A 17,378-nucleotide genomic window follows, 5' to 3' on the forward strand; every position below is an offset into this window, starting at 1 on the left:
TCCGGTCAAATCACCAGTCGAACTTGAAGGTTGACTGGATTAGAAGCAGTCCAAGGGTTAAGGGATCAATCAGCCAGGGGACATCCAATATGAGGCAAGCAGTCCAATTGGAAGGCAAGTTGATCGATTCGCTGACATGGACGGGGGTGGACAGATGCTTCTCTTCGAACTGGTGGGTGCCGTGGTCCAGTACGCAGTGGCACGGCTGGTGCAATCGGAGCTCGGCCGGGTGGGTCTGGTGCTGCTGGCCCTGGCAACAGTGGGGCTCAAGGCCAAAAACGCGGCGCTGACCTACTCGGCAGCAATCTTCTTCGTACTGCTGATGGTCCAGGCGTGACTTCAGTTCTGAGCCCGCAACGTTTCCAGCAACGGCAGCAGCGACCCCACGATGTCCTTGGCACCCGCCACCTGAAGCAGCTCCGCCTTGTGCTCGTTACGCGCGTAGCCGAGGAAGGGAACACCGGCCTGGCGAGCGGCCTGCCAATCGGTAGGGGTGTCTCCGATGAACAGCGCGTCGCCGGGGGCGGCGCCCATGGCCGTCAGGGCTCGGTTGAGGTAGTGGGGGTGGGGCTTCAGGTACTGGAGGTCTCGACTGCGTCCGTAGATGTGCGGCCGAAAGCACTCCCACAGGTCGCGGCCGGCCAAGTAGGTGCGGACGACTTCTGGGGAGTTGTTCGTGGCTATCGCCAGCCGCGCGCCCACGGCCTTCCAGGTGCGGATCAGCGGATCGGCGAACGCGGTCGGCAGAGCCGACGGAACCGCGCGCAGCTCTTCCTTGGTGAGACGTTCCTCCAGCTCCGCGACGAGGTCACTGTCCGGGTGCCTGCGGTCGACAGCACGCAGGACCACATGAGGGTCTTCCAAGCCCTGCTCGTCCTCCGTCAGCAGACTGCGCAGACCCCGCGCTTCGAGCCACTCCACCAGGTCGCTCGCCACACGTTTCGCGGAGTAGCCGGCGAACAGTCGACAGATCGGCCCGTCGAAGTCCCAGAGCACCACACGGGTGCGCTCGACCAACTCCCCCAGTCGTTCCGCTTGTTCCGCCATCTGTTCAGTCTGTGCCGTATCAGAAGTCACTAAGAGAGTGTCAGGTCCGTGGTGATGGTTTCCCAGAGGGCGTTGAACCACTTCTGGGATTCCTCCACAAACGCCTCGTCGCGCTGACCGGCCCGTTTGAGGAAGGAGAACAGGACGGATTTGGAGCCGAGGATGTCGTACATCTCCAGGGTCTGGCTCTGCCACTCCTCGGCCCGCTTGGTCGGGATGTAGTAACCGAGCAGGGCTTCCTCGCCGTTGAGCATGTACAGCTTGACCGGCGGGGTGAAGGGCAGGGCGCGGAAGGCGATGTCCACGTCGATTCCGTGTGTGAAGCGGATGGCCTGCAGGTTGTGTCGGAGTACCTGCGCCTGTGCGTCGCGCATCGACAGCCACCTGCGGTGGACCGTGTCCTCGTCGCCGCTCCCCTCTACAGCCACGGGGAAGGCCAGATTGATGTCGCGGCTCGGCAGCAGGATGCGGAAGGTGATGGAGTCCGGGCGGATACGGCCCTCGTGGATGCGGCGGAGCGGTTCGCTGAGGGCGAGCAGGAGGGTCTCGGAGGTGTGGCAGACCACGTCCACGCGTACGCGCTGGGCCTCGAACGCCTCCGTCAGCCGCGGAGCCAACCCCACCATCGTCGGCTGAGGTTCCTCCAGCGTCGGCGCCGGTGGTTCCGCGATGCGTGGTGGGCTGCCCTTGCTGACGTTGCTCAGCAAGCCGTCTTCCTGGAGAGCGCGCAGGGCCTGGCGGACGGTGCCTCGTTCCACTCCGAACTCGTCGGCCAGTTCGGCCTGGGTGGGCAGGCGGTCTCCTGCCTTGAGGTCTCCGGTGCGGATGCGTTCCCGCAGGATGTCGGCGATCTCCTGGGGCGAGAGTCTTCTGCTGCTGCCGTTCACAGCCACGTTCTCCTGGGTCACAACCAAACGCTACAACTCAGATCCATCTGCAGGGAGTTGTACGCGACTTGTTTATGAGTAGGTGCCAAGTGGGGACAACTAAAACAGAGTTGGTTGCCAACTTGCAAGAGTTGGCGGAAGGTTTGCTTCCTGTCTGAGTCCGCCTCCGCTCCCCTCGCACAACCCCCCACCGCACCGTCCCGCCCGCGCAGCCTGAAGGGGGAAACATCGTGCCTGCTCTCGCACTCCTCTCCGCCGTCTTCGTCGTCGGCTTCGAACAGTTCGTCAGCTGGCGGTACGGCACCGCCGGCATCATCGGCCTGCTGCTGCTCGCCATAGGCATCAAGGCCAAGAACCCGGCAGTCAGCTCCATGGGGGCCGTCGTGCTCGCCCTGCTGGTCGCGGGGCCCGCTCTATGAGCAGGGAAACGGCCTGGTCAGTCACTGTGGGAGAGCTCAGCTCGTGAGCACCAGCTCCGAACTGATCGTCTCCCACAGCGCGTTGAACCACAGGTGGGACTGCTCGACGAAGGTGGTGTCCCTAAGCCCGGCGCCCTGCGCGAAGGCGAACAGCATCGACTGGGTGCCCTCGGCGTCGTACATCTCCAGCGGCTCGTGGTCGATCTCCTCCTCGCGCCGCGTGAGGGTGTAGTACGCGAAGAGCGCCTCCATGCCGTTGAGCAGGTACAACTTCACGGGCGGGGTGAAGGGCAGGGCGCGGAAGGTGACGTTCACATCGATGCCGTGCGTGGCGCGCAGCGCCAGCAGGTTGTGCCGCAGCACCTGCCCCTGGGCGTTGCGATGGGTCAGCCAGCGGCGCTGCAGCCGGTCGTCCGCCGACGCGCCCACCGGCGTCGGGAACGCGAGGTCGATGTCCCGGCTGGGTAGCAGGATCCGCACGTCGACCTTGGCCGGTTTCAGTCGCCCCTCGTGGATCCGGCGCAGCGGTTCGCCGATGGCGAGTGTCAACGACACCGAGGTCAGACACAGGGCGTCTATCTCGACGTGGGTGGCCGCGAAGGCGTCCTCTATACGCGGCGCCAGCGCCACCATCGTCGGCAGCGGCGGCGCTCCGGGACCCGCCAGCGCCTTGCCGAGGCCCAGGTCAGGGGCCACCGTAGCGGGGCTGCCCTTGGATACGTTGGTCAGCAGGTGCTCCGACTGCAGAATGCGCAGCGCCTGGCGGACGGCGCCGCGCTCGACGCCGAACTCGTCGGCCAGGGTGGCCTGCGTGGGCATGCGTTGACCCGGTCGCAGCTCGCCGGACCTGATACGGGCACGCAGCTCGTCGGCCACGTCCTGATGTGACGTCAGTGACGTACGTGGCCGCTGCGACCTCTTCCGTCCATTGGCGGAGACGTGTTTCGGGTCCACGACCAAACACTACAACTTCCCGCCATCTTTGGGCAGTTCCTGGGAAGGTGGTTATAGGCCTCTTCCAAGCGGAGATAAGTACTGTGGAGTTGGTCACCAACTTCAGCAACATGGTCAAACTTCAGGATGGTTGGCCGCAACCACGGGGTCCGCCTCCCCGTCCCGAAGGAGGGACCGTCATGCCGCTCATCGCCCTCGCCGCCGCCGCCCTCGCCATCGGATTCGAGCAGCTCATCCAGTGGAAGTACGGGCCCCTCGGCATCATCGCCTTCATCGCGCTCACCGCGGGGCTCAAGGCCAGGAACACCGCGATCAGCGGCTTCGGTGCGGTCATCCTCATCATGCTGCTCGCCCAGTCCGGCTGAGCCAGAACCGCTCGCCGGCCCAGAATCCGGCTGGCCGGGCTCCCTTCCGGAGGGGAGCCGGGAGCCCGTCCAGCCAGCACAAAGCACAGCCACAACTGAACAACGACAACTCAACAGCACAAGTGAAGAGCTCCACCTGCACAGTCACAACTGAAGAGCACCGTCACAACTGAATACGCACCACAACCGAACAGCACAGCTACGGATGAGTCATCAGTCGTCTCGCGGAAGGAGTCTCAGAACATGTCCGGGCACCAAGGCCGCCTGGACGTACGCAGCAGGGCGTCGGCCGACCGGGCGGCGCCCGCTCGTTCTTCCTGCACCCGGCCGAGCGCCACCAGCCGAGCGACCGACTCGTCGCCCAGCCACAGCCGCGCCAAGTCACCGGTGTCCAGGGTGAGTTCGGCGGACTCGGTGGTCGGCGTGCAGGACGCGCCCTGCGCCGACGCCTCCAGCCGGAAGCGGCCGCCCGCCAGTCCGGCCCGGTCGGCGATCTCGAGGACCAGGGAGCCCGTCCCCTCGTACGTACGCGACTCCAGCGCTCGTACGACATCCAGGATCCGCACCCACAGCCAGTCCGCTGTCGAGGTGAGCTGTGCGGCCCTGGCGTCCGGCAGGAGAAGCGGGAGCAGGTCGTCGGGGGCCCGCTGGCCGCTCTTGATCCGGGTGACCCAGTCGATGGAGCAGAGGTAGCTCCACAGGGCGCGCTCGGCGGCCGGCGTCGCGGCGAGCAGGTCCCGTACGGTCGCCGTGTCCTGCGGCTGCTTGGCGTCGCCCCACTTGTCGTCGACCTCGTAGGCGACCAGGCCCTGGACCTCGCCGTCCGCCGCGCGGTAGAGGGCGTAGAACGGCTCCTTCCACTTCGGGTCGATGCGCACGGCGCCCGTGTTCATCCGCCACCACCAGTCGTCGCGGTCGACGACGCCGGGTATGAGGCGGCGGACGCGGTCGTGCAGTTCGGGTCCGAACTTGCGTACGTCCTCGGCGTCCACGATGTCGATACGGCCGCCGTCGTCCGGGCCGGACCAGCGGGGGTCCAGGCCCGCGCGCGGGATGTCGACGGTCCACTCGGCGGCCGAGGTGGCGGGACCGAAGCCGTAGCGGCCGTAGATCGGGTACTCGGCGGCGATCAGCGTGGCCACGGTGTCGCCGCGCTCCTTCGCGGCCGCCAGATCCTGGTTCATCATGCGGGTGAGCAGGCCGCGGCGGCGGTGGGTGGCGGTGACCGTCACGCTGGACACGGCGTCGGCGGCGACGGGAGCGCCGCCGACCGCGGTGACCTCCTGGTCGAACGAACGGAAGGTCGCCACGCAGCGGTCCCCCTCGAACGCCCCGAGATAGCGGCAGACGTCGAAGCGTTCGCGCCGGGCCTCGAACTCCTCCTCGCTGATGACCGGGTCCTGCAGGAACCCGGTCTTCACGGCGCGGAGCCACTCGCGGTGCTCGGCCTGGGTGATCGGTCGTACGTCGATGTCGATGTGCGCGCGGGTCATGGGATCACGGTAGGTCTACGTGAGGGGAGTGTCGCCCGGATTTCCCGCGCCGCCCCCGCCATCCACGGTCCGATCAAGCCCCACCCGCGCCCCGCCCGCGCACCGTCACGTCAGCAGGTCGTCGACCTGCGCCTCCCCTTCCCGGTACCGGCGGGCGATCTCCGCGCTGCAGTCGTCCGCCGTGCGCTGCAGGTGCTGGCGCCGTTGGGAGACCTGCTGTTCGTAGCGGACGAGGCGAGCCATCGCCGTGGTCAGCTCCAGGTCGGTGCGGGCGGCGAGGTCGGAGAGCTCGACCTCGGCGAGCATGTCGGCGGCCAGGCGGCGGTACTCCTCGTTGAGCGGGGTGCCCAGGGTGACATGGCGGGCGGAGGAGCGCTGGCGGGCCGGCGCGTCCGTGAGGATCTCGGGGAGGCGGTCGACCACCGAACCGGCACCCGCCGGCGACCGGCGTGCCTGCTCCGCCCGCAGGATGTCGATACGGCCCTGCAGCAGGCGCCGTACATAGCTGAGGTCGGCCTCGTCGCGCTGGGCGTCCCGGCGCAGGGTGCGCAGTTCGGGCAGGCTCAGCGCGGTCAGGTCGTGCTCGGGCGAAGCGGCGGGCAGCTGCGGGCCCGAGCCGTTGGTTGGACTGTCGGCCGGGCCGTCGGCAGGACCGTCTGCCGGACCACCTGCCGAACCATCCTCCGGGCTGTCGGTGCGTTGCACGGGCGGCCGCAGGGCCATCCGCTCCCCCGTTCTGATCAACGAGAAAACCCCGGGCTGCTGCCCGGTACTCGGTGTGCTCATGTGCCTCTACCGTCCCCTCGACCGGCGTGTGGAAGCATCGTGCCACCCCAAGTGGCCGCTATGTGACCGAGTGCCCCCGATCGGCCCCAGATGGGGGGTTAAGGAGCAAAAAGAATGCCGGTGTGGTCTCCCCCGAACGGACCGGCATGATGGTCGTATGCGTGCAGTGGTGCAGAGGGTGGACGGCGCGAGCGTCGTCGTGGACGGCGAGACGGTCGGGGAGATCACCGGAGAGGGACTGTGCGTCCTGGTGGGGGTGACGCACGAGGACACCAAGGAGAAGGCGGCCCAACTCGCCCGCAAACTCTGGTCGATCCGCATGCTGCAGGACGAGCGGTCGTGCAGCGACATCGACGCCCCGCTGCTCGTCATCAGCCAGTTCACGCTCTACGGCGACGCCCGCAAGGGCCGCCGGCCCACCTGGAACGCGGCCGCCCCGGGCGATGTCGCCGAGCCCCTCGTCGAGGAGGTCGTGGCTCAGCTGCGGGCGCTCGGCGCGACCGTGGCGACGGGCCGGTTCGGCGCGCAGATGCGCGTCTCGCTCACGAACGACGGCCCGTTCACGGTGCTCCTGGAGATGTGAACCCCAGGGCCTTACGGCACTACGGCTCGACGACCGCTTCCTGCGCCGCCGCCGTATCCCCGGCCAGCAGCCGCGCGTCGACCGGGACGTTCCGCTTCACCAGGGCCAGCGCGACCGGGCCCAGCTCGTGGTGGCGTACGGACGTCGTGATGAAGCCGATCTTGCGGCCGTCGGGTTCGTCGTCAGCGAGGCGGATCTCGGTGCCGGGCGCGGGCAGATGGACCTCGCTCCCGTCCAGGTGCAGAAAGACCAGGCGGCGGGGCGGCTTGCCCAGGTTCTGGACGCGGGCGACCGTCTCCTGGCCGCGGTAGCAGCCCTTCTGCAGATGGACCGCCGAGTCGATCCAGCCCAGTTCGTGCGGGATGGTGCGGTGGTCGGTCTCGAAGCCGAGGCGCGGACGGTGCTGCTCGACGCGCAGGGCCTCATGGGCCAGGATCCCGGCGGGCGGCCCGGCCTTCTCGGCGTAGAACTCCAGGTCGGCGCGCGGCAGGAAGAGATCGCGGCCGTACGGGGTCTCCCGTACGGCGACGCCTTCCGGGACCTCGGCGATCGAACCGGCGGGCAGGTGCACCACCGCGAACTCGGCCGTGCGGTCGGCGACTTCGACGCGGTAGAAGAACTTCATCGACTCCAGGTACGCGATGAGCGCGTCCTGGGTGCCGGGCTCGACATGGACCCAGACCGTCTCGCCGTCGTCGACCAGATAGAGCGCGTGCTCGATGTGGCCGTGCGCGGAGAGGATCAGCGCCTCGGTGGCCTGGCCGGTCGGCAGATCGCTGACGTGCTGGGTGAGCAGCAGGTGCAGCCAGCTCAGCCGGTCCTCGCCGGTCACGGTGACGACGCCCCGGTGGGAGAGGTCGACGAAACCGGTGCCGTCGGCGAGGGCGCGCTGCTCACGGAACAGATCGCCGTAGTGGGCGGCTACGCCTTCGTCCACGCCCTCGGCGGGGACGGCGCCGGGAAGGGACAGCAGAGGGCTCTTCATGGGCACAAGCCTACGACTCGGTAGTTGAACCCTGCAGGGAACAGTCCCGGCATCTGCCGAAGATCGCGAAGTGCTTCATGTCCGTCTCGAAGCCGAACTCCCGGCGCAGCTTCGCGGTGAACTCCGCGGCGACCGACACATCGGCCTCGATCACGTTCTGGCAGTCCCTGCAGACCAGGTGGATGTGGTGGTGGCGGTCCGCGAGGTGGTACGTCGGCGCACCGTGCCCCAGGTGGGCGTGGCTGACCAGGTCGAGCTCCTCCAGGAGCTCCAGGGTGCGGTACACGGTGGAAATGTTGACCCCCGACGCCGTCTTCCTCACTTCCACGAGGATGTCGTCGGGGGTCGCGTGCTCAAGGGTGTCCACGGCTTCGAGGACAAGCTGTCGCTGCGGCGTCAGCCGGTAGCCGCGCTGCCTGAGGTCGCTCTTCCAGTCGGTGCTCACCACACCGACGAGTCTAGAGCTACTCGCAGAAGGCGCTCCCGGACTACTTGAAGAAGGCGATCCCGTCGTCGGGCATGTCGTCGGGGAGGGCCTTGGCCCAGCGCTCTACGTCCTCCGGGGTGACGACCTTCTTCAGGTGCGCCGACATGTAGGGGCGCAGCTCGACCTCGGGGGTCTGCTTCTCGCCGACCCACATCAGGTCGCTCTTGACGTAGCCGTACAGACGCTTGCCGCCGGTGTACGGGGCGGAGGCGGCCGTGCGCGCCACAGCGTCCGTGACCAGGTCGATCTGGGGCTTCTGGTGGGCCAGTTCGCCGTACCAGATCTCGATGACGCCGTCGTCGCGGGTCATCGTCACCTCGACCTTGCGGTCGGCGTCGATGCGCCAGAAGCCGGACTCGGACTCCAGGGGCCGCACCTTGTTCCCGTCACCGTCCAGGACCCAGGTGTGGGAGTGGTACTCCAGGAAGTCCCGGCCGTCGTGGGAGAAGGTGACCTCCTGCCCGAAGTTGCACTTCTCGGCGCCGGGGAAGTCGTGCACGCCGGCGCCGGCCCAGTCGCCGAGCAGGAAGGCGAGCGGGACGAGGTCCTTGTGGAGGTCGGACGGGATCTCGATCATGGGGTCGGCAGTTCCTTGATGGGGGTCAGCGCTGGCCCTGGTACAGCTTCTTCACGGTCAGACCGGCGAAGGCGAGGACGCCGACGCAGACCAGGACCAGCAGGGCTTCGAAGAATGCCTCAAGCACGGGGTGCTCCTCGGATGAGCGAATGGGCGGTACACAGGCCGACCTAAGCTTACGCGGCCTTGGCCGGCCCTTCTGCGCGAGGTGCGCCCACGCGGGAGTCACACGCCGACGTCAGCCGAGCAGCTCGCTCTGCAGGGCCACCGTCTGACGGAAGGGAACGGCCCTCGCGCCGCCCTTCCTGGACTGCACGATCACGGCGAGGACGTCACCGGCCGACAGGTAACCCTGCCGGACCTGCTCGGCGCCGTACGGCTTGGACTCGACGTACACGGTGCACAGCATGTCGGGGTCGTGGGCCCGGATCGGGTGGTCCACGTCGAAGACGGACGTGCCGGCGCCGCGCAGCTGCTGGTGAGGGGCGGAGGCCGGGGCGAGGTCCTGGAACAGCTCGTCCGTGACGGCCGCCGTGTTGAACTGGAGCAGGTAGACGCGGGTGTGCGTGCCGTCAGGGGTGGTCCAGCCGCGGGCCGCGACATGCCGCAGACCGTCGTCGACGAGGGTCCGGCCGAGTTCGTTGCGGGCGTCCTTGTCCGCGTACTCGGCCAGGAAGTCCTTGGTCTCCAGCCAGCCGTCCGTGCCGCGCAGTTTCTTGTTTTCCACCGCGCCTTTGGGCTCGGGCAGGACGAGCTTGCGCAGGTCGGCGTAGTGGGCGCCAGCCGTGTTGCGCTCGTCGAAGGGGGCCGGGCTGCCGGACGGCAGCGGCGGCTTCACCAGCGTCGGGTAGTCCCAGCGCCCGTCCGAGTGCGTCGCCAGTCCCGGTACGTCGGTCCGGTCCATCCCCGTGATGCCGTACGCCGTCCCCGCACCGACCGCGGCGAACACCACGACGGCCGCGGTCCAGCGCAGGGCGGCGCGCAGGAGGGGGCGGCGCTTTTTCGCGGGGGCGGGGGGCTGGGTGGAGTCCTGGAGCGGCGATGCGAGGACGTCCTGGGGTGCGTCAGGTGGAGCGTCCTGCACTACGGGTTCGGGCTGTGCTGTCTGCTCCGGCTGTTGGGTCTGCTCGGTCATACGGCCTCTCCCGGCTCGGCGATGCGGTCGAGCTGGTCCTTGAGCAGGTCCGCGACCGACTGGGCGTTGAACGGCTTGATGCCGTCCGCGACGACGGTGACCAGGACGTCTCCCCGGTAGGCGGAGCAGAGCATCGACTCGAGGCCCCCGCCGGACGTCTTGGGCGGGAGGAAGCACGCGGCGTCCTTGTAGCCCTTGATCTTCGGGCCTTTGCGGAAGACTCCGAGCCCTCTCAAGAGCGCGTTCTGGGACGTCGAGATGTTGCGGACGGCGGCCCGGTTCTTCATCCGGGACAGCTCGACGTCCACGGACACGGCCGTATCCGTGGCGAAGGAGCCGCCGGTCTCCCGGACGTAGCTGCGCATCGCCATGCCCTCGATGTGCTGCTTGTCGATCAGCTTTTCCAGCTGCCTGCGCTCGGTGCGCGGCAGGTTCCGTATCGCCTCCTTGCGCATGGCGGTGGCCTGGGCGCCGCTGAGCTCGGTGTCGGCGGCGAACTGGCCGAGGTCGGGGCCGGGCTTCCAGCCGTCGCCGTACGCCTGCAGCATCCCGTGGAGCCCGCTCGGGGAGGCCGCCTTCTCGGCGGGAGCACTCTTCTTCTGCGGGAACTGCCACTTGGCCGCACCGGCGTCGCGGTCGGCGCCGTGCACGGTGACGACGGTCCAGCCGACGCCGGCGATCACGGCCGCGACGAGCAGGGCGGATCCCGCGACGGCGGCGATACGGCCGCGTCGGCGGTGCTTTTTCGCGGGGGCGGTGGGCTCGACGGCAGGGTCGGCGGCAGATTCGTTGACCGGCTCGCTCGGCTCGGCAACCGGTTCGCTCGGCTCAACGGAAGACTCGACGGTCGGCTCGCTCGGCTCGGCGGACGGCTCACTCACGTTCTCGCTCACAGCCGCTCCATCTGCCGCTTGGCCAGGTCCATGATGCGGGCCTTGGTGATCGGCTTGCTGTCGTAGATCCAGACCTCCATGGCGACGTCACCGCGGTAGGCGTGCGCCTCGGCGCTGTACAGCGGCACATAGCCGGGCTTGGCATCCGGTCGGTGATGGACGTACGCCATGCCGTTCCCGGTGCCGGGGATGGACCAGCTGTCGGTCTCGGGCTCCCGGTCCGCCCAGTACTGGCTGCTGTCGGTGGAGTCGGAGGCCTCCAGGGACTCCTGCTGGCGGAACTGGATCAGCCGGATCTCCGCGGTCTGGGCGCCGCTCTGCCAGCCGGTGACGGCCGCGCGGCGGAACTCGTCCGTGATGAGGCGGCCGAACATGTTGCGAGGCTCTTCGTAGGTCTCGGCGTATGCGTACAGGTCCATCCAGCCGTCGCCGGGCACCCAATCCGCCGTCTTGGCGCCGCCCGGCTTCTTCAGCAGCAGTTTGCGCAGGTCACCGTCGGTTTTCACCTGCCGGTCCCGGGCGGCGGACAGCGGTTCGGGAGCCTTGCCCTTCGCCTGCGCCAGCTTGGGCTGGGACAGCGGAGGCAGCGCCGTCGGGCTGCGGTCGGCCTGGATGAGATAGCCGGTGCAGGTGCCGCCGACCAGGCCGAGCAGTGCGGCGCCGGCGATGAGCAGAGCGGTGCGGCCGCGACGGCGTACGGGTGCTGCGGGCTCTTCCCGCGCAACCTGTACGACCGGGGCGTCAGCCGCGTTTTCGGGTACTTCCAACATGTCCCCCCACGAACATGAAGCGTGCATGACGTATGCGCGCTCACAGGAGACTCATGGCCGGGGGACGGAGTTGTAGCAGCGTTGATTACGATTCGGACATGGCGAAGAAGCTCGTGATCAAGGTGACGGCGGGGGCCGATGCGCCCGAGCGGTGCTCGCAGGCGTTCACGGTGGCGGCGGTGGCCGTGGCCAGTGGGGTCGACGTCTCCCTGTGGCTGACCGGCGAGTCCGCGTGGTTCGCGCTGCCGGGGCGGGCCGCCGAGTTCGAGCTGCCGCATGCCGCTCCGCTGCCGGACCTGCTGGACTCCGTCCTCGCGGCGGGCCGGGTCACCCTGTGCACGCAGTGCGCGGCCCGGCGGGACATCACGGAGAAGGACGTCATCGAGGGCGTACGGATCGCGGGGGCGCAGGTGTTCGTGCAGGAGGCCCTGGGCGAGGAGACGCAGGCGCTCGTCTACTGAGCGCCGAGGGGGTCACTGCTGGCGGCGTTTCTTGCCGTCCAGCTCGTCCCACCACTCGTCGGACTTGGGGTCGCCGGACGGGTCGTCCCACCAGCGGTCGTCGGGGCCGCGCCGGTTGGCGACCATGGCGGCGACCGGAGGGATCAGCATCGCCACGACACACATCCCGACCGCGGCCGGAATCGACCAGATACGTACGACCCCCCACGCCAGGACGAACAGCCCGATACAGATGCCCATCATGACGAAGTACATGCGCCGTCGCCGTGCGTACATGTCTCCAGGGTAGGCCCGAGCCTGCCAAAGGGCCGCCGCACCGGGACACCACTCCAGGGGCGGCACCGGCACCGGCACCGCACGCGAAGGGGCCGCACCGAGATGGTGCGGCCCTTCGCGTGCCCTTAGCGTGCTTGGTCCTGGGCTCAGACCGCGATCGCTACCTCCGCCAGGCCCCCGGGCTGGGCGACGACCGTGCGGTCGGCGGTGGCGCCGGGGATGAGGGCGCGGACGGTCCAGGTGCCCTCGGCCGCGTAGAAACGGAACTGTCCGGTGGCGGAGGTGGGGACCTCCGCGGTGAACTCGCCGGTCGAGTCCAGGAGGCGGACGTAGCCCGTCACCGGCTCGCCGTCGCGGGTCACCTGGCCCTGGATCGTGGTCTCACCGGGCTTGATCGTCGAGGCGTCCGGGCCGCCGGCCTTCGCTCCACACATGTCTTTCTCCAGAAGGGGTCTGACCGGAAGGAAGGCCGGTCGGGTTTACGGGGCTGGTGGACTACTTGGCGGCGCCGAGCTCGATCGGGACGCCGACCAGGCTGCCGTACTCGGTCCAGGAACCGTCGTAGTTCTTGACGTTCTCGACACCGAGCAGCTCGTGCAGCACGAACCAGGTCAGCGCGGAGCGCTCACCGATGCGGCAGTAGGCGATGGTGTCCTTGGCCAGGTCGACCTGCTCCTCGGCGTAGAGCTCCTTGAGCTCGTCGTCCGACTTGAAGGTGCCGTCGTCGTTGGCGTTCTTCGACCAGGGGATGTTGCGGGCGGACGGGACGTGGCCCGGACGCTGCGACTGCTCCTGCGGCAGGTGCGCCGGGGCGAGCAGCTTGCCCGAGAACTCGTCGGGGGAACGCACGTCGACGAGGTTCTGCGAACCGATGGCCGCCACGACGTCGTCGCGGAAGGCGCGGATGGCGGTGTTCTGCGGCTTGGCCTTGTAGTTCGTGGTGGCCCGCTCCGGGACCTCCTCGACCAGCTCGCGGGCATCCAGCTCCCACTTCTTGCGGCCACCGTCGAGCAGCTTGACGTTGTCGTGGCCGTAGAGCTTGAAGTACCAGTAGGCGTACGACGCGAACCAGTTGTTGTTGCCGCCGTAGAGGATCACCAGCGTGTCGTTGGCGATGCCCTTCGCCGACAGGAGCTTTTCGAAGCCCTCCTGGTCGATGAAGTCGCGGCGGACCGGGTCCTGCAGGTCCTTGGTCCAGTCGATCCGGATCGCGTTCTTGATGTGGTTCTTGTCGTAGGCGGACGTGTCTTCGTCCACCTCCACGATCGCGATGCTGGGGTTGTCCAGGTTCTCCTGGACCCAGTCGGCATCGACGAGGACGTCGCTGCGGCTCATGCTCTTCTCTCCTCCGGGGCAGTTGCGGCGGGGCGTGCGAGTGCGAGGTTTGCGCGCGCAGGCGGCGGCGCGCAGAGGTGCCCTGGTCAGGGCGGCGGGGATGCGGGAGTCGGGGCTTCCGCTCAGAAGGGGCGACAGAGCATGGCGGCGACGCGGCACAGGTCGACTGCCCGCCGCTTCGTGAGATCCGCCTGTCGCTTCATGGCCTCGATCGTAGGGACGGACAGCCTGGCGTGTCACCGGTGTGTCGTATCGTGAGACGCGATTGTCCGCGATGTGGGAATCGATCTACGTCCGGGCCGTCCGCGCACGGCCTCCGGGTGGATGTATCGGTCATCACATCTACGGTACGGACGCGGACGTCTCACCTTCCGGACAGCCTCTGGTCGGTCGGGAGTCGAGTCGGTCGGGAGTCGAGCCCGCGTGCCGCCCGGCCTCGTACTACCCCGCCAGCTTGACGTTCGAACCCTTCACCGTGATCTCCACACCGTCCTGCGCGGCCTGCACGGTGTCCAGCTTCACGCCGCCCGGCAGCTCGTCGATCGTCTGCTGGAAGTCGGTGATCGAGCGGATACGGGAGTCGGCGATGTCGACGACCAGCTTGGGCAGGTTGTCGGCGTGCACCTTCACGTCGTCGCCCTGGACGGTCACCGTGCTGAGGACGGGATACGTCTGCGAGCGGCCCGCCGCCGAGATCTTGACGTCGACCTTGATCTTGCCGTTGCCGCCGTCGGAGAGGCCGACGACCTGGGCGGTGACGCCCGTGAAGACCTGCGTGGGCTGGGACTTGGCCGCTTTCAGCAGCTCGTCGTAGGCGATGGTGGCGGTGCCCGTGGCGCTGTTCGCGGTCGCGGAGCTGTAGTCACCGGAGAAGGTGACGCCCCTCATGTGCGCCTTCAGGTCGTCGATCCGGATCGTCGACGGTCCGCTGCTGCCGCTGTTGCCGGTGTCCGCCTCGTAGTCCTTGATGCCGACCTCGACGTCGTCCAGCTCTCCGGAGGCGACCTGGGTGAGGAAGGGGAAGCCCTTGATGGAGACGTCCGGGGTGGCCGCGAGGTTCTCGGTGTTCTTCAGCTTGGAGGCGGCCTCGTCCTCGGCGAAGTAGACCGCGACCCGGTCCGCCACCACGAACAGGCCGCCGAGGATCACGACGACGATCAGAAGTATTCGCAGCGCGCGCATCGGGTCTTCCCCCACCTGGCCGGACCATGACCACAGTTGCCGACGACCGGGCGGCCGTCCAGCGTGAGCGTAACCCTGGGCCCGACCCCGACCCCGGAATTGTCGATCATCTGTGACAGGAACTGCCGTTCCTTGTACGGCTCTTAACCGAGCGCCTTACCCGAGTCCTGGCCGAGCGTCCTACCCGAGCGCCCGTCCCAGCACGTACACCACCGGTGCCGCGGCCGTCAGCGGCAGGGCGACTCCGGCCGTGAAGTGCACGAACCGCGACGGGTAGTCGTAGCTCGCCACCCGATGCCCGATCAGCGCGCACACCGCCGCGCCCGCGCCCAGCAGCGCGCCGCTCGTGCCGAAGCCGGTCATCGAGCCGACCGCGATGCCCGCGCCCGCCGCGGCGAGCAGCGAGACGACAACCGACGCCGGGGTGGGCAGCGGCAGGGCACGGGCCAGTACGGCGACGGCCACGGCGGCCGCGCCGACGGTCGCCGCGTCGGCCGAGGCCGCGAGGTATCCGGCCGCGACGATTGCCAGCGCCGCCGAGGCGACGCCCGCCATCAGGCCGTACATCCGCTCGTCCGGGTCGGCGTGCGAGCGCAGCTGGAGGACGAGCGAGAGCAGGACCCACACGCCGAGGGTGCCGAGGATCGCCGCCGGGCCGTTCTCCCGGCCCGCGGCCAGCAGCGCGGCGTCCGCGACGAGCGCGCCGAGGAACGCGAGCGCGATGCCCTGCCGGGCAGGCCACATGCCGTTGAGCCGGAACCAGCCCGCAGCGGTGACCGCCTGCAGCACGACGAGCGGGACGAGCAGGGCGTACGAGCCGATCGCCGCCGTGCCCGCCAGCAGCAGCCCCAGCAGGGCCGTGAGCGCGGCCGGCTGCATGCCGGGCTCGATGATCGGGGACCGGCCCTCCAGACGGGCCCGCTGGGCGTCCGTCACACGGGTGTTGCCGGCGAGGGTGGCCGGGCCGTAGCCGGGGTCCGGTGTCTCACCCGCGACGGCGGTCGGCGCGGCCGCCTGCGGCTGCTGCCACTGCTGCGCCACGGGCTGGGGGGCCTGCGGGTGCGGCTGCGGCTGCGGCTGCGGGTGAGGAGCGTGCGGCTGGGGGGTCTGTGGCTGAGGAGTCTGCGGGTAGGGCGTCTGCGCCTGCAGATACGCCGTCTCCGCGGTCGACATGGGCGTCGGCCCCTGCGGCTGGACCTGTGTCTCCCAGGTCTGCCCGTGCCACTGCTGGGTGTACTGCTGGGCGGCGTAAGGGTCGTCGTACCCCTCGTACCCGTCGTAGGCCTGGTGCGGCTGCTGCGCGGGGTGGGGCTGCTGCGGCTGCGCAGGCCACCCCTGCTGCTGCGGCTGCTGATACGGGTCGTACGGCTGATCGGTCATCCTCACCCTCCTGCGAACGGCGGGAGCACCTCGACCGTGCCGCCGTCGGCCAGCCGTACCGTCTCATGTCCGCGGGTGCCCACGGGGGCACCGTCGACGAGGAACGAGCATCGCTGCAGGACGCGCGTCAGTTCACCGGGGTGTCGCGCCCGCACGGCGTCGAGCGCCTCGGCGAGGCTGTCCGCGTCGAAGGGCTCCTCGGCGACCCCGGCCGCGGCCTTCGCGGCGGCCCAGTAGCGCACCGTGACCTTTGGCATCCGGTTCCTCAATCAGCGGTCAATGGGCGGTCGGTCGGCTCTGTACCTCGTTAGGCTAGCCCGCCCGCGAGGCCGCCCAGCGCCCGATGCGGGCCAGCAGCTCGTCCGTGGCCGCGTGTTCGGCGTGGCCCATGCCGCCCTCGATCCACAGTTCGCCCTGCTCCCCGGCCGCGGCGGCGAGCATGCGGGGATGGTCGAGGGGGAAGTAGCCGTCGCGGTCGCCGTGCACGATCAGCAGGGGTGCGGGGGCGATGCGCGGCACGGCCTCCACGGGGGACAGCGGCACCGGGTCCCACTCCCTGTGGTGGATCCGCGTATTGAATCCGTAGCGGCCGACCAGCCGCCCCGCGGGACGGGTCACCAGCCAGTGCAGCTTCCGCATGGGGGCGGTGCCCCGGTAGTACCAGCGGGCCGGTGCACTCACCGAAACCACCACGTCCGTGGACGCCTCCGTGCGCCCCTCGCGCCCCGGACCGCCCGGATCGCCCGGACCTTCCGGACCGTGGAGCGCCGCGTGCCGCAGCACCACCGAGCCGCCCATCGAGAAGCCGACGGTCACCACGCGGCCGTGCCCGAAACCCCGCGCCCACTCCACCGCGGCCGCCAGATCGAGCACCTCCCGGTCGCCGACCGTGGAGTGCCCGCCGGAGGCGCCGTGTCCCCGGAAGGAGAACGAGACCACGGCTCCGTACTGCGCGAACGCCTCGACCACCCGGCGCACGTGCGGCTTGTCCGCGTCGCCCGTGAAGCCGTGCGCGATCACGAACACCAGGTCGCGGGAGGGTGGCGCGGAGGCGTCGCGCACCACGGCCGGCGGGTCGTACACGGCATCGATCGAGACGCCGTCCCGCGTGGTCAGGAACGTCCGGGAAGGGGCCCGACGGCGCGTCTCGACATGCGGACGGCCGGTGGAACGCGCCACATGACCTGCCGGAGTGCTGCTCATGTGGGCTATTCTGCTGGGCAGAGGACTCGGGCAGCGACGCCCCCGGGTCCTTTTGTGCTTTCGGAAGCGTTGTATACGAAGCGGGAACCGCCGGGAAACTCCAGGTGGCCGCGGGTGTACGGGCCCCGGGATCGCAGAGCAGGTGACCTACCGCACACGT

Annotated in this window: 24 protein-coding genes; 5 read left to right on the forward strand and 19 right to left on the reverse strand. The window is 69.1% G+C overall.

Annotation, left to right across the window (positions count from 1 at the left end; all coding sequences use genetic code 11):
* Window positions 1-154 precede the first annotated feature (154 nt).
* A complete protein-coding gene (locus JYK17_RS08250) occupies window positions 155-337 on the forward strand; it encodes a hypothetical protein (RefSeq protein WP_128802289.1) in 183 nt (60 codons plus the stop codon).
* Between the two features lie 2 nt (window positions 338-339).
* Here the strand turns inward: JYK17_RS08250 and JYK17_RS08255 are convergent, their stop codons facing one another.
* Window positions 340-1,047, reverse strand: a complete 708-nt coding sequence (locus JYK17_RS08255) for an HAD family hydrolase (protein WP_222810112.1) — start codon at window positions 1,045-1,047, stop codon at window positions 340-342.
* Between the two features lie 29 nt (window positions 1,048-1,076).
* Entirely contained in the window at window positions 1,077-1,961 is an 885-nt protein-coding gene (locus tag JYK17_RS08260; protein WP_128802291.1) for a FadR/GntR family transcriptional regulator, read from the reverse strand.
* 203 nt (window positions 1,962-2,164) lie between these two features.
* Between JYK17_RS08260 and JYK17_RS08265 the strand changes: the two genes are divergently transcribed.
* Window positions 2,165-2,353: a hypothetical protein gene (locus JYK17_RS08265; RefSeq protein WP_108008975.1), complete on the forward strand. Its 189-nt coding sequence runs from the start codon at window positions 2,165-2,167 to the stop codon at window positions 2,351-2,353.
* 36 nt (window positions 2,354-2,389) lie between these two features.
* On the opposite strand, the gene JYK17_RS08270 is transcribed toward JYK17_RS08265, so the two are convergent.
* The gene (locus tag JYK17_RS08270; protein ID WP_372464993.1) at window positions 2,390-3,229 is read right to left on the reverse strand and encodes a winged helix-turn-helix domain-containing protein; all 840 of its coding nucleotides are present in this window, start codon (window positions 3,227-3,229) and stop codon (window positions 2,390-2,392) included.
* A 257-nt stretch (window positions 3,230-3,486) separates the two neighbouring features.
* On the opposite strand from JYK17_RS08270, the gene JYK17_RS08275 reads away from it, so the two are divergent.
* Window positions 3,487-3,672 (forward strand): hypothetical protein, encoded by a 186-nt coding sequence (locus tag JYK17_RS08275; protein WP_108008979.1) that lies wholly within the window; start codon window positions 3,487-3,489, stop codon window positions 3,670-3,672.
* A 236-nt stretch (window positions 3,673-3,908) separates the two neighbouring features.
* Here JYK17_RS08275 and JYK17_RS08280 read toward each other — a convergent pair whose 3' ends face one another.
* Both JYK17_RS08280 and JYK17_RS08285 read right to left on the reverse strand, forming a co-directional pair.
* Entirely contained in the window at window positions 3,909-5,165 is a 1,257-nt protein-coding gene (locus tag JYK17_RS08280; protein ID WP_108008981.1) for a GNAT family N-acetyltransferase, read from the reverse strand.
* A 105-nt stretch (window positions 5,166-5,270) separates the two neighbouring features.
* Window positions 5,271-5,951, reverse strand: coding sequence for an RsiG family protein (locus tag JYK17_RS08285; protein WP_222810113.1), 681 nt, complete (start codon window positions 5,949-5,951; stop codon window positions 5,271-5,273).
* 157 nt (window positions 5,952-6,108) lie between these two features.
* On the opposite strand from JYK17_RS08285, the gene dtd reads away from it, so the two are divergent.
* A complete protein-coding gene (dtd, locus tag JYK17_RS08290; protein ID WP_016436789.1) occupies window positions 6,109-6,534 on the forward strand; it encodes a D-aminoacyl-tRNA deacylase in 426 nt (141 codons plus the stop codon).
* A 19-nt stretch (window positions 6,535-6,553) separates the two neighbouring features.
* On the opposite strand, the gene ygfZ is transcribed toward dtd, so the two are convergent.
* The 6 genes from ygfZ to JYK17_RS08320 all read right to left on the reverse strand — a co-directional run bounded on the left by ygfZ (window position 6,554) and on the right by JYK17_RS08320 (window position 11,381).
* A complete protein-coding gene (gene ygfZ / locus JYK17_RS08295; RefSeq protein WP_222810114.1) occupies window positions 6,554-7,519 on the reverse strand; it encodes a CAF17-like 4Fe-4S cluster assembly/insertion protein YgfZ in 966 nt (321 codons plus the stop codon).
* 10 nt (window positions 7,520-7,529) lie between these two features.
* Window positions 7,530-7,967, reverse strand: a complete 438-nt coding sequence (locus tag JYK17_RS08300; RefSeq protein ID WP_037783180.1) for a Fur family transcriptional regulator — start codon at window positions 7,965-7,967, stop codon at window positions 7,530-7,532.
* Window positions 7,968-8,007: 40 nt separating this feature from the next.
* Complete coding sequence (locus tag JYK17_RS08305; RefSeq protein ID WP_108008987.1) at window positions 8,008-8,583, reverse strand: heme-binding beta-barrel domain-containing protein; 576 nt, start codon at window positions 8,581-8,583, stop codon at window positions 8,008-8,010.
* 238 nt (window positions 8,584-8,821) lie between these two features.
* Window positions 8,822-9,718 (reverse strand): hypothetical protein, encoded by an 897-nt coding sequence (locus JYK17_RS08310; RefSeq protein WP_222810115.1) that lies wholly within the window; start codon window positions 9,716-9,718, stop codon window positions 8,822-8,824.
* Entirely contained in the window at window positions 9,715-10,611 is an 897-nt protein-coding gene (locus JYK17_RS08315; RefSeq protein WP_222810116.1) for a hypothetical protein, read from the reverse strand. Before JYK17_RS08315 ends, JYK17_RS08310 begins: the two co-directional genes overlap by 4 nt.
* Window positions 10,608-11,381: a hypothetical protein gene (locus tag JYK17_RS08320; protein WP_108008991.1), complete on the reverse strand. Its 774-nt coding sequence runs from the start codon at window positions 11,379-11,381 to the stop codon at window positions 10,608-10,610. Before JYK17_RS08320 ends, JYK17_RS08315 begins: the two co-directional genes overlap by 4 nt.
* Before the next feature lie 98 nt (window positions 11,382-11,479).
* Between JYK17_RS08320 and JYK17_RS08325 the strand changes: the two genes are divergently transcribed.
* Entirely contained in the window at window positions 11,480-11,842 is a 363-nt protein-coding gene (locus tag JYK17_RS08325) for a DsrE family protein (RefSeq protein ID WP_108008993.1), read from the forward strand.
* Window positions 11,843-11,854: 12 nt separating this feature from the next.
* On the opposite strand, the gene JYK17_RS08330 is transcribed toward JYK17_RS08325, so the two are convergent.
* The 8 genes from JYK17_RS08330 to JYK17_RS08360 all read right to left on the reverse strand — a co-directional run bounded on the left by JYK17_RS08330 (window position 11,855) and on the right by JYK17_RS08360 (window position 17,218).
* Window positions 11,855-12,118, reverse strand: a complete 264-nt coding sequence (locus JYK17_RS08330) for a DUF3099 domain-containing protein (protein WP_108008995.1) — start codon at window positions 12,116-12,118, stop codon at window positions 11,855-11,857.
* Window positions 12,119-12,264: 146 nt separating this feature from the next.
* Complete coding sequence (locus tag JYK17_RS08335; protein ID WP_108008997.1) at window positions 12,265-12,552, reverse strand: DUF1416 domain-containing protein; 288 nt, start codon at window positions 12,550-12,552, stop codon at window positions 12,265-12,267.
* A gap of 61 nt (window positions 12,553-12,613) precedes the next feature.
* Complete coding sequence (locus JYK17_RS08340; RefSeq protein WP_108008999.1) at window positions 12,614-13,453, reverse strand: sulfurtransferase; 840 nt, start codon at window positions 13,451-13,453, stop codon at window positions 12,614-12,616.
* 122 nt (window positions 13,454-13,575) lie between these two features.
* Window positions 13,576-13,656 (reverse strand): Ms5788A family Cys-rich leader peptide, encoded by an 81-nt coding sequence (locus JYK17_RS41150; protein ID WP_350751515.1) that lies wholly within the window; start codon window positions 13,654-13,656, stop codon window positions 13,576-13,578.
* Between the two features lie 238 nt (window positions 13,657-13,894).
* Window positions 13,895-14,635, reverse strand: a complete 741-nt coding sequence (locus tag JYK17_RS08345) for an LmeA family phospholipid-binding protein (RefSeq protein WP_108009001.1) — start codon at window positions 14,633-14,635, stop codon at window positions 13,895-13,897.
* A 180-nt stretch (window positions 14,636-14,815) separates the two neighbouring features.
* Window positions 14,816-16,015 carry a hypothetical protein gene (locus JYK17_RS08350; protein WP_108009003.1) on the reverse strand — a complete coding sequence of 400 codons (1,200 nt, stop codon included), beginning with the start codon at window positions 16,013-16,015 and terminating at the stop codon, window positions 14,816-14,818.
* Window positions 16,016-16,017: 2 nt separating this feature from the next.
* Entirely contained in the window at window positions 16,018-16,272 is a 255-nt protein-coding gene (locus tag JYK17_RS08355) for a MoaD/ThiS family protein (RefSeq protein WP_108009005.1), read from the reverse strand.
* A 55-nt stretch (window positions 16,273-16,327) separates the two neighbouring features.
* Entirely contained in the window at window positions 16,328-17,218 is an 891-nt protein-coding gene (locus JYK17_RS08360) for an alpha/beta hydrolase (RefSeq protein ID WP_108009007.1), read from the reverse strand.
* Window positions 17,219-17,378: the final 160 nt, after the last annotated feature.

It is taken from the genome of Streptomyces plumbidurans (assembly GCF_019857225.1).
Taxonomy (GTDB): Bacteria; Actinomycetota; Actinomycetes; order Streptomycetales; family Streptomycetaceae; genus Streptomyces; species Streptomyces plumbidurans.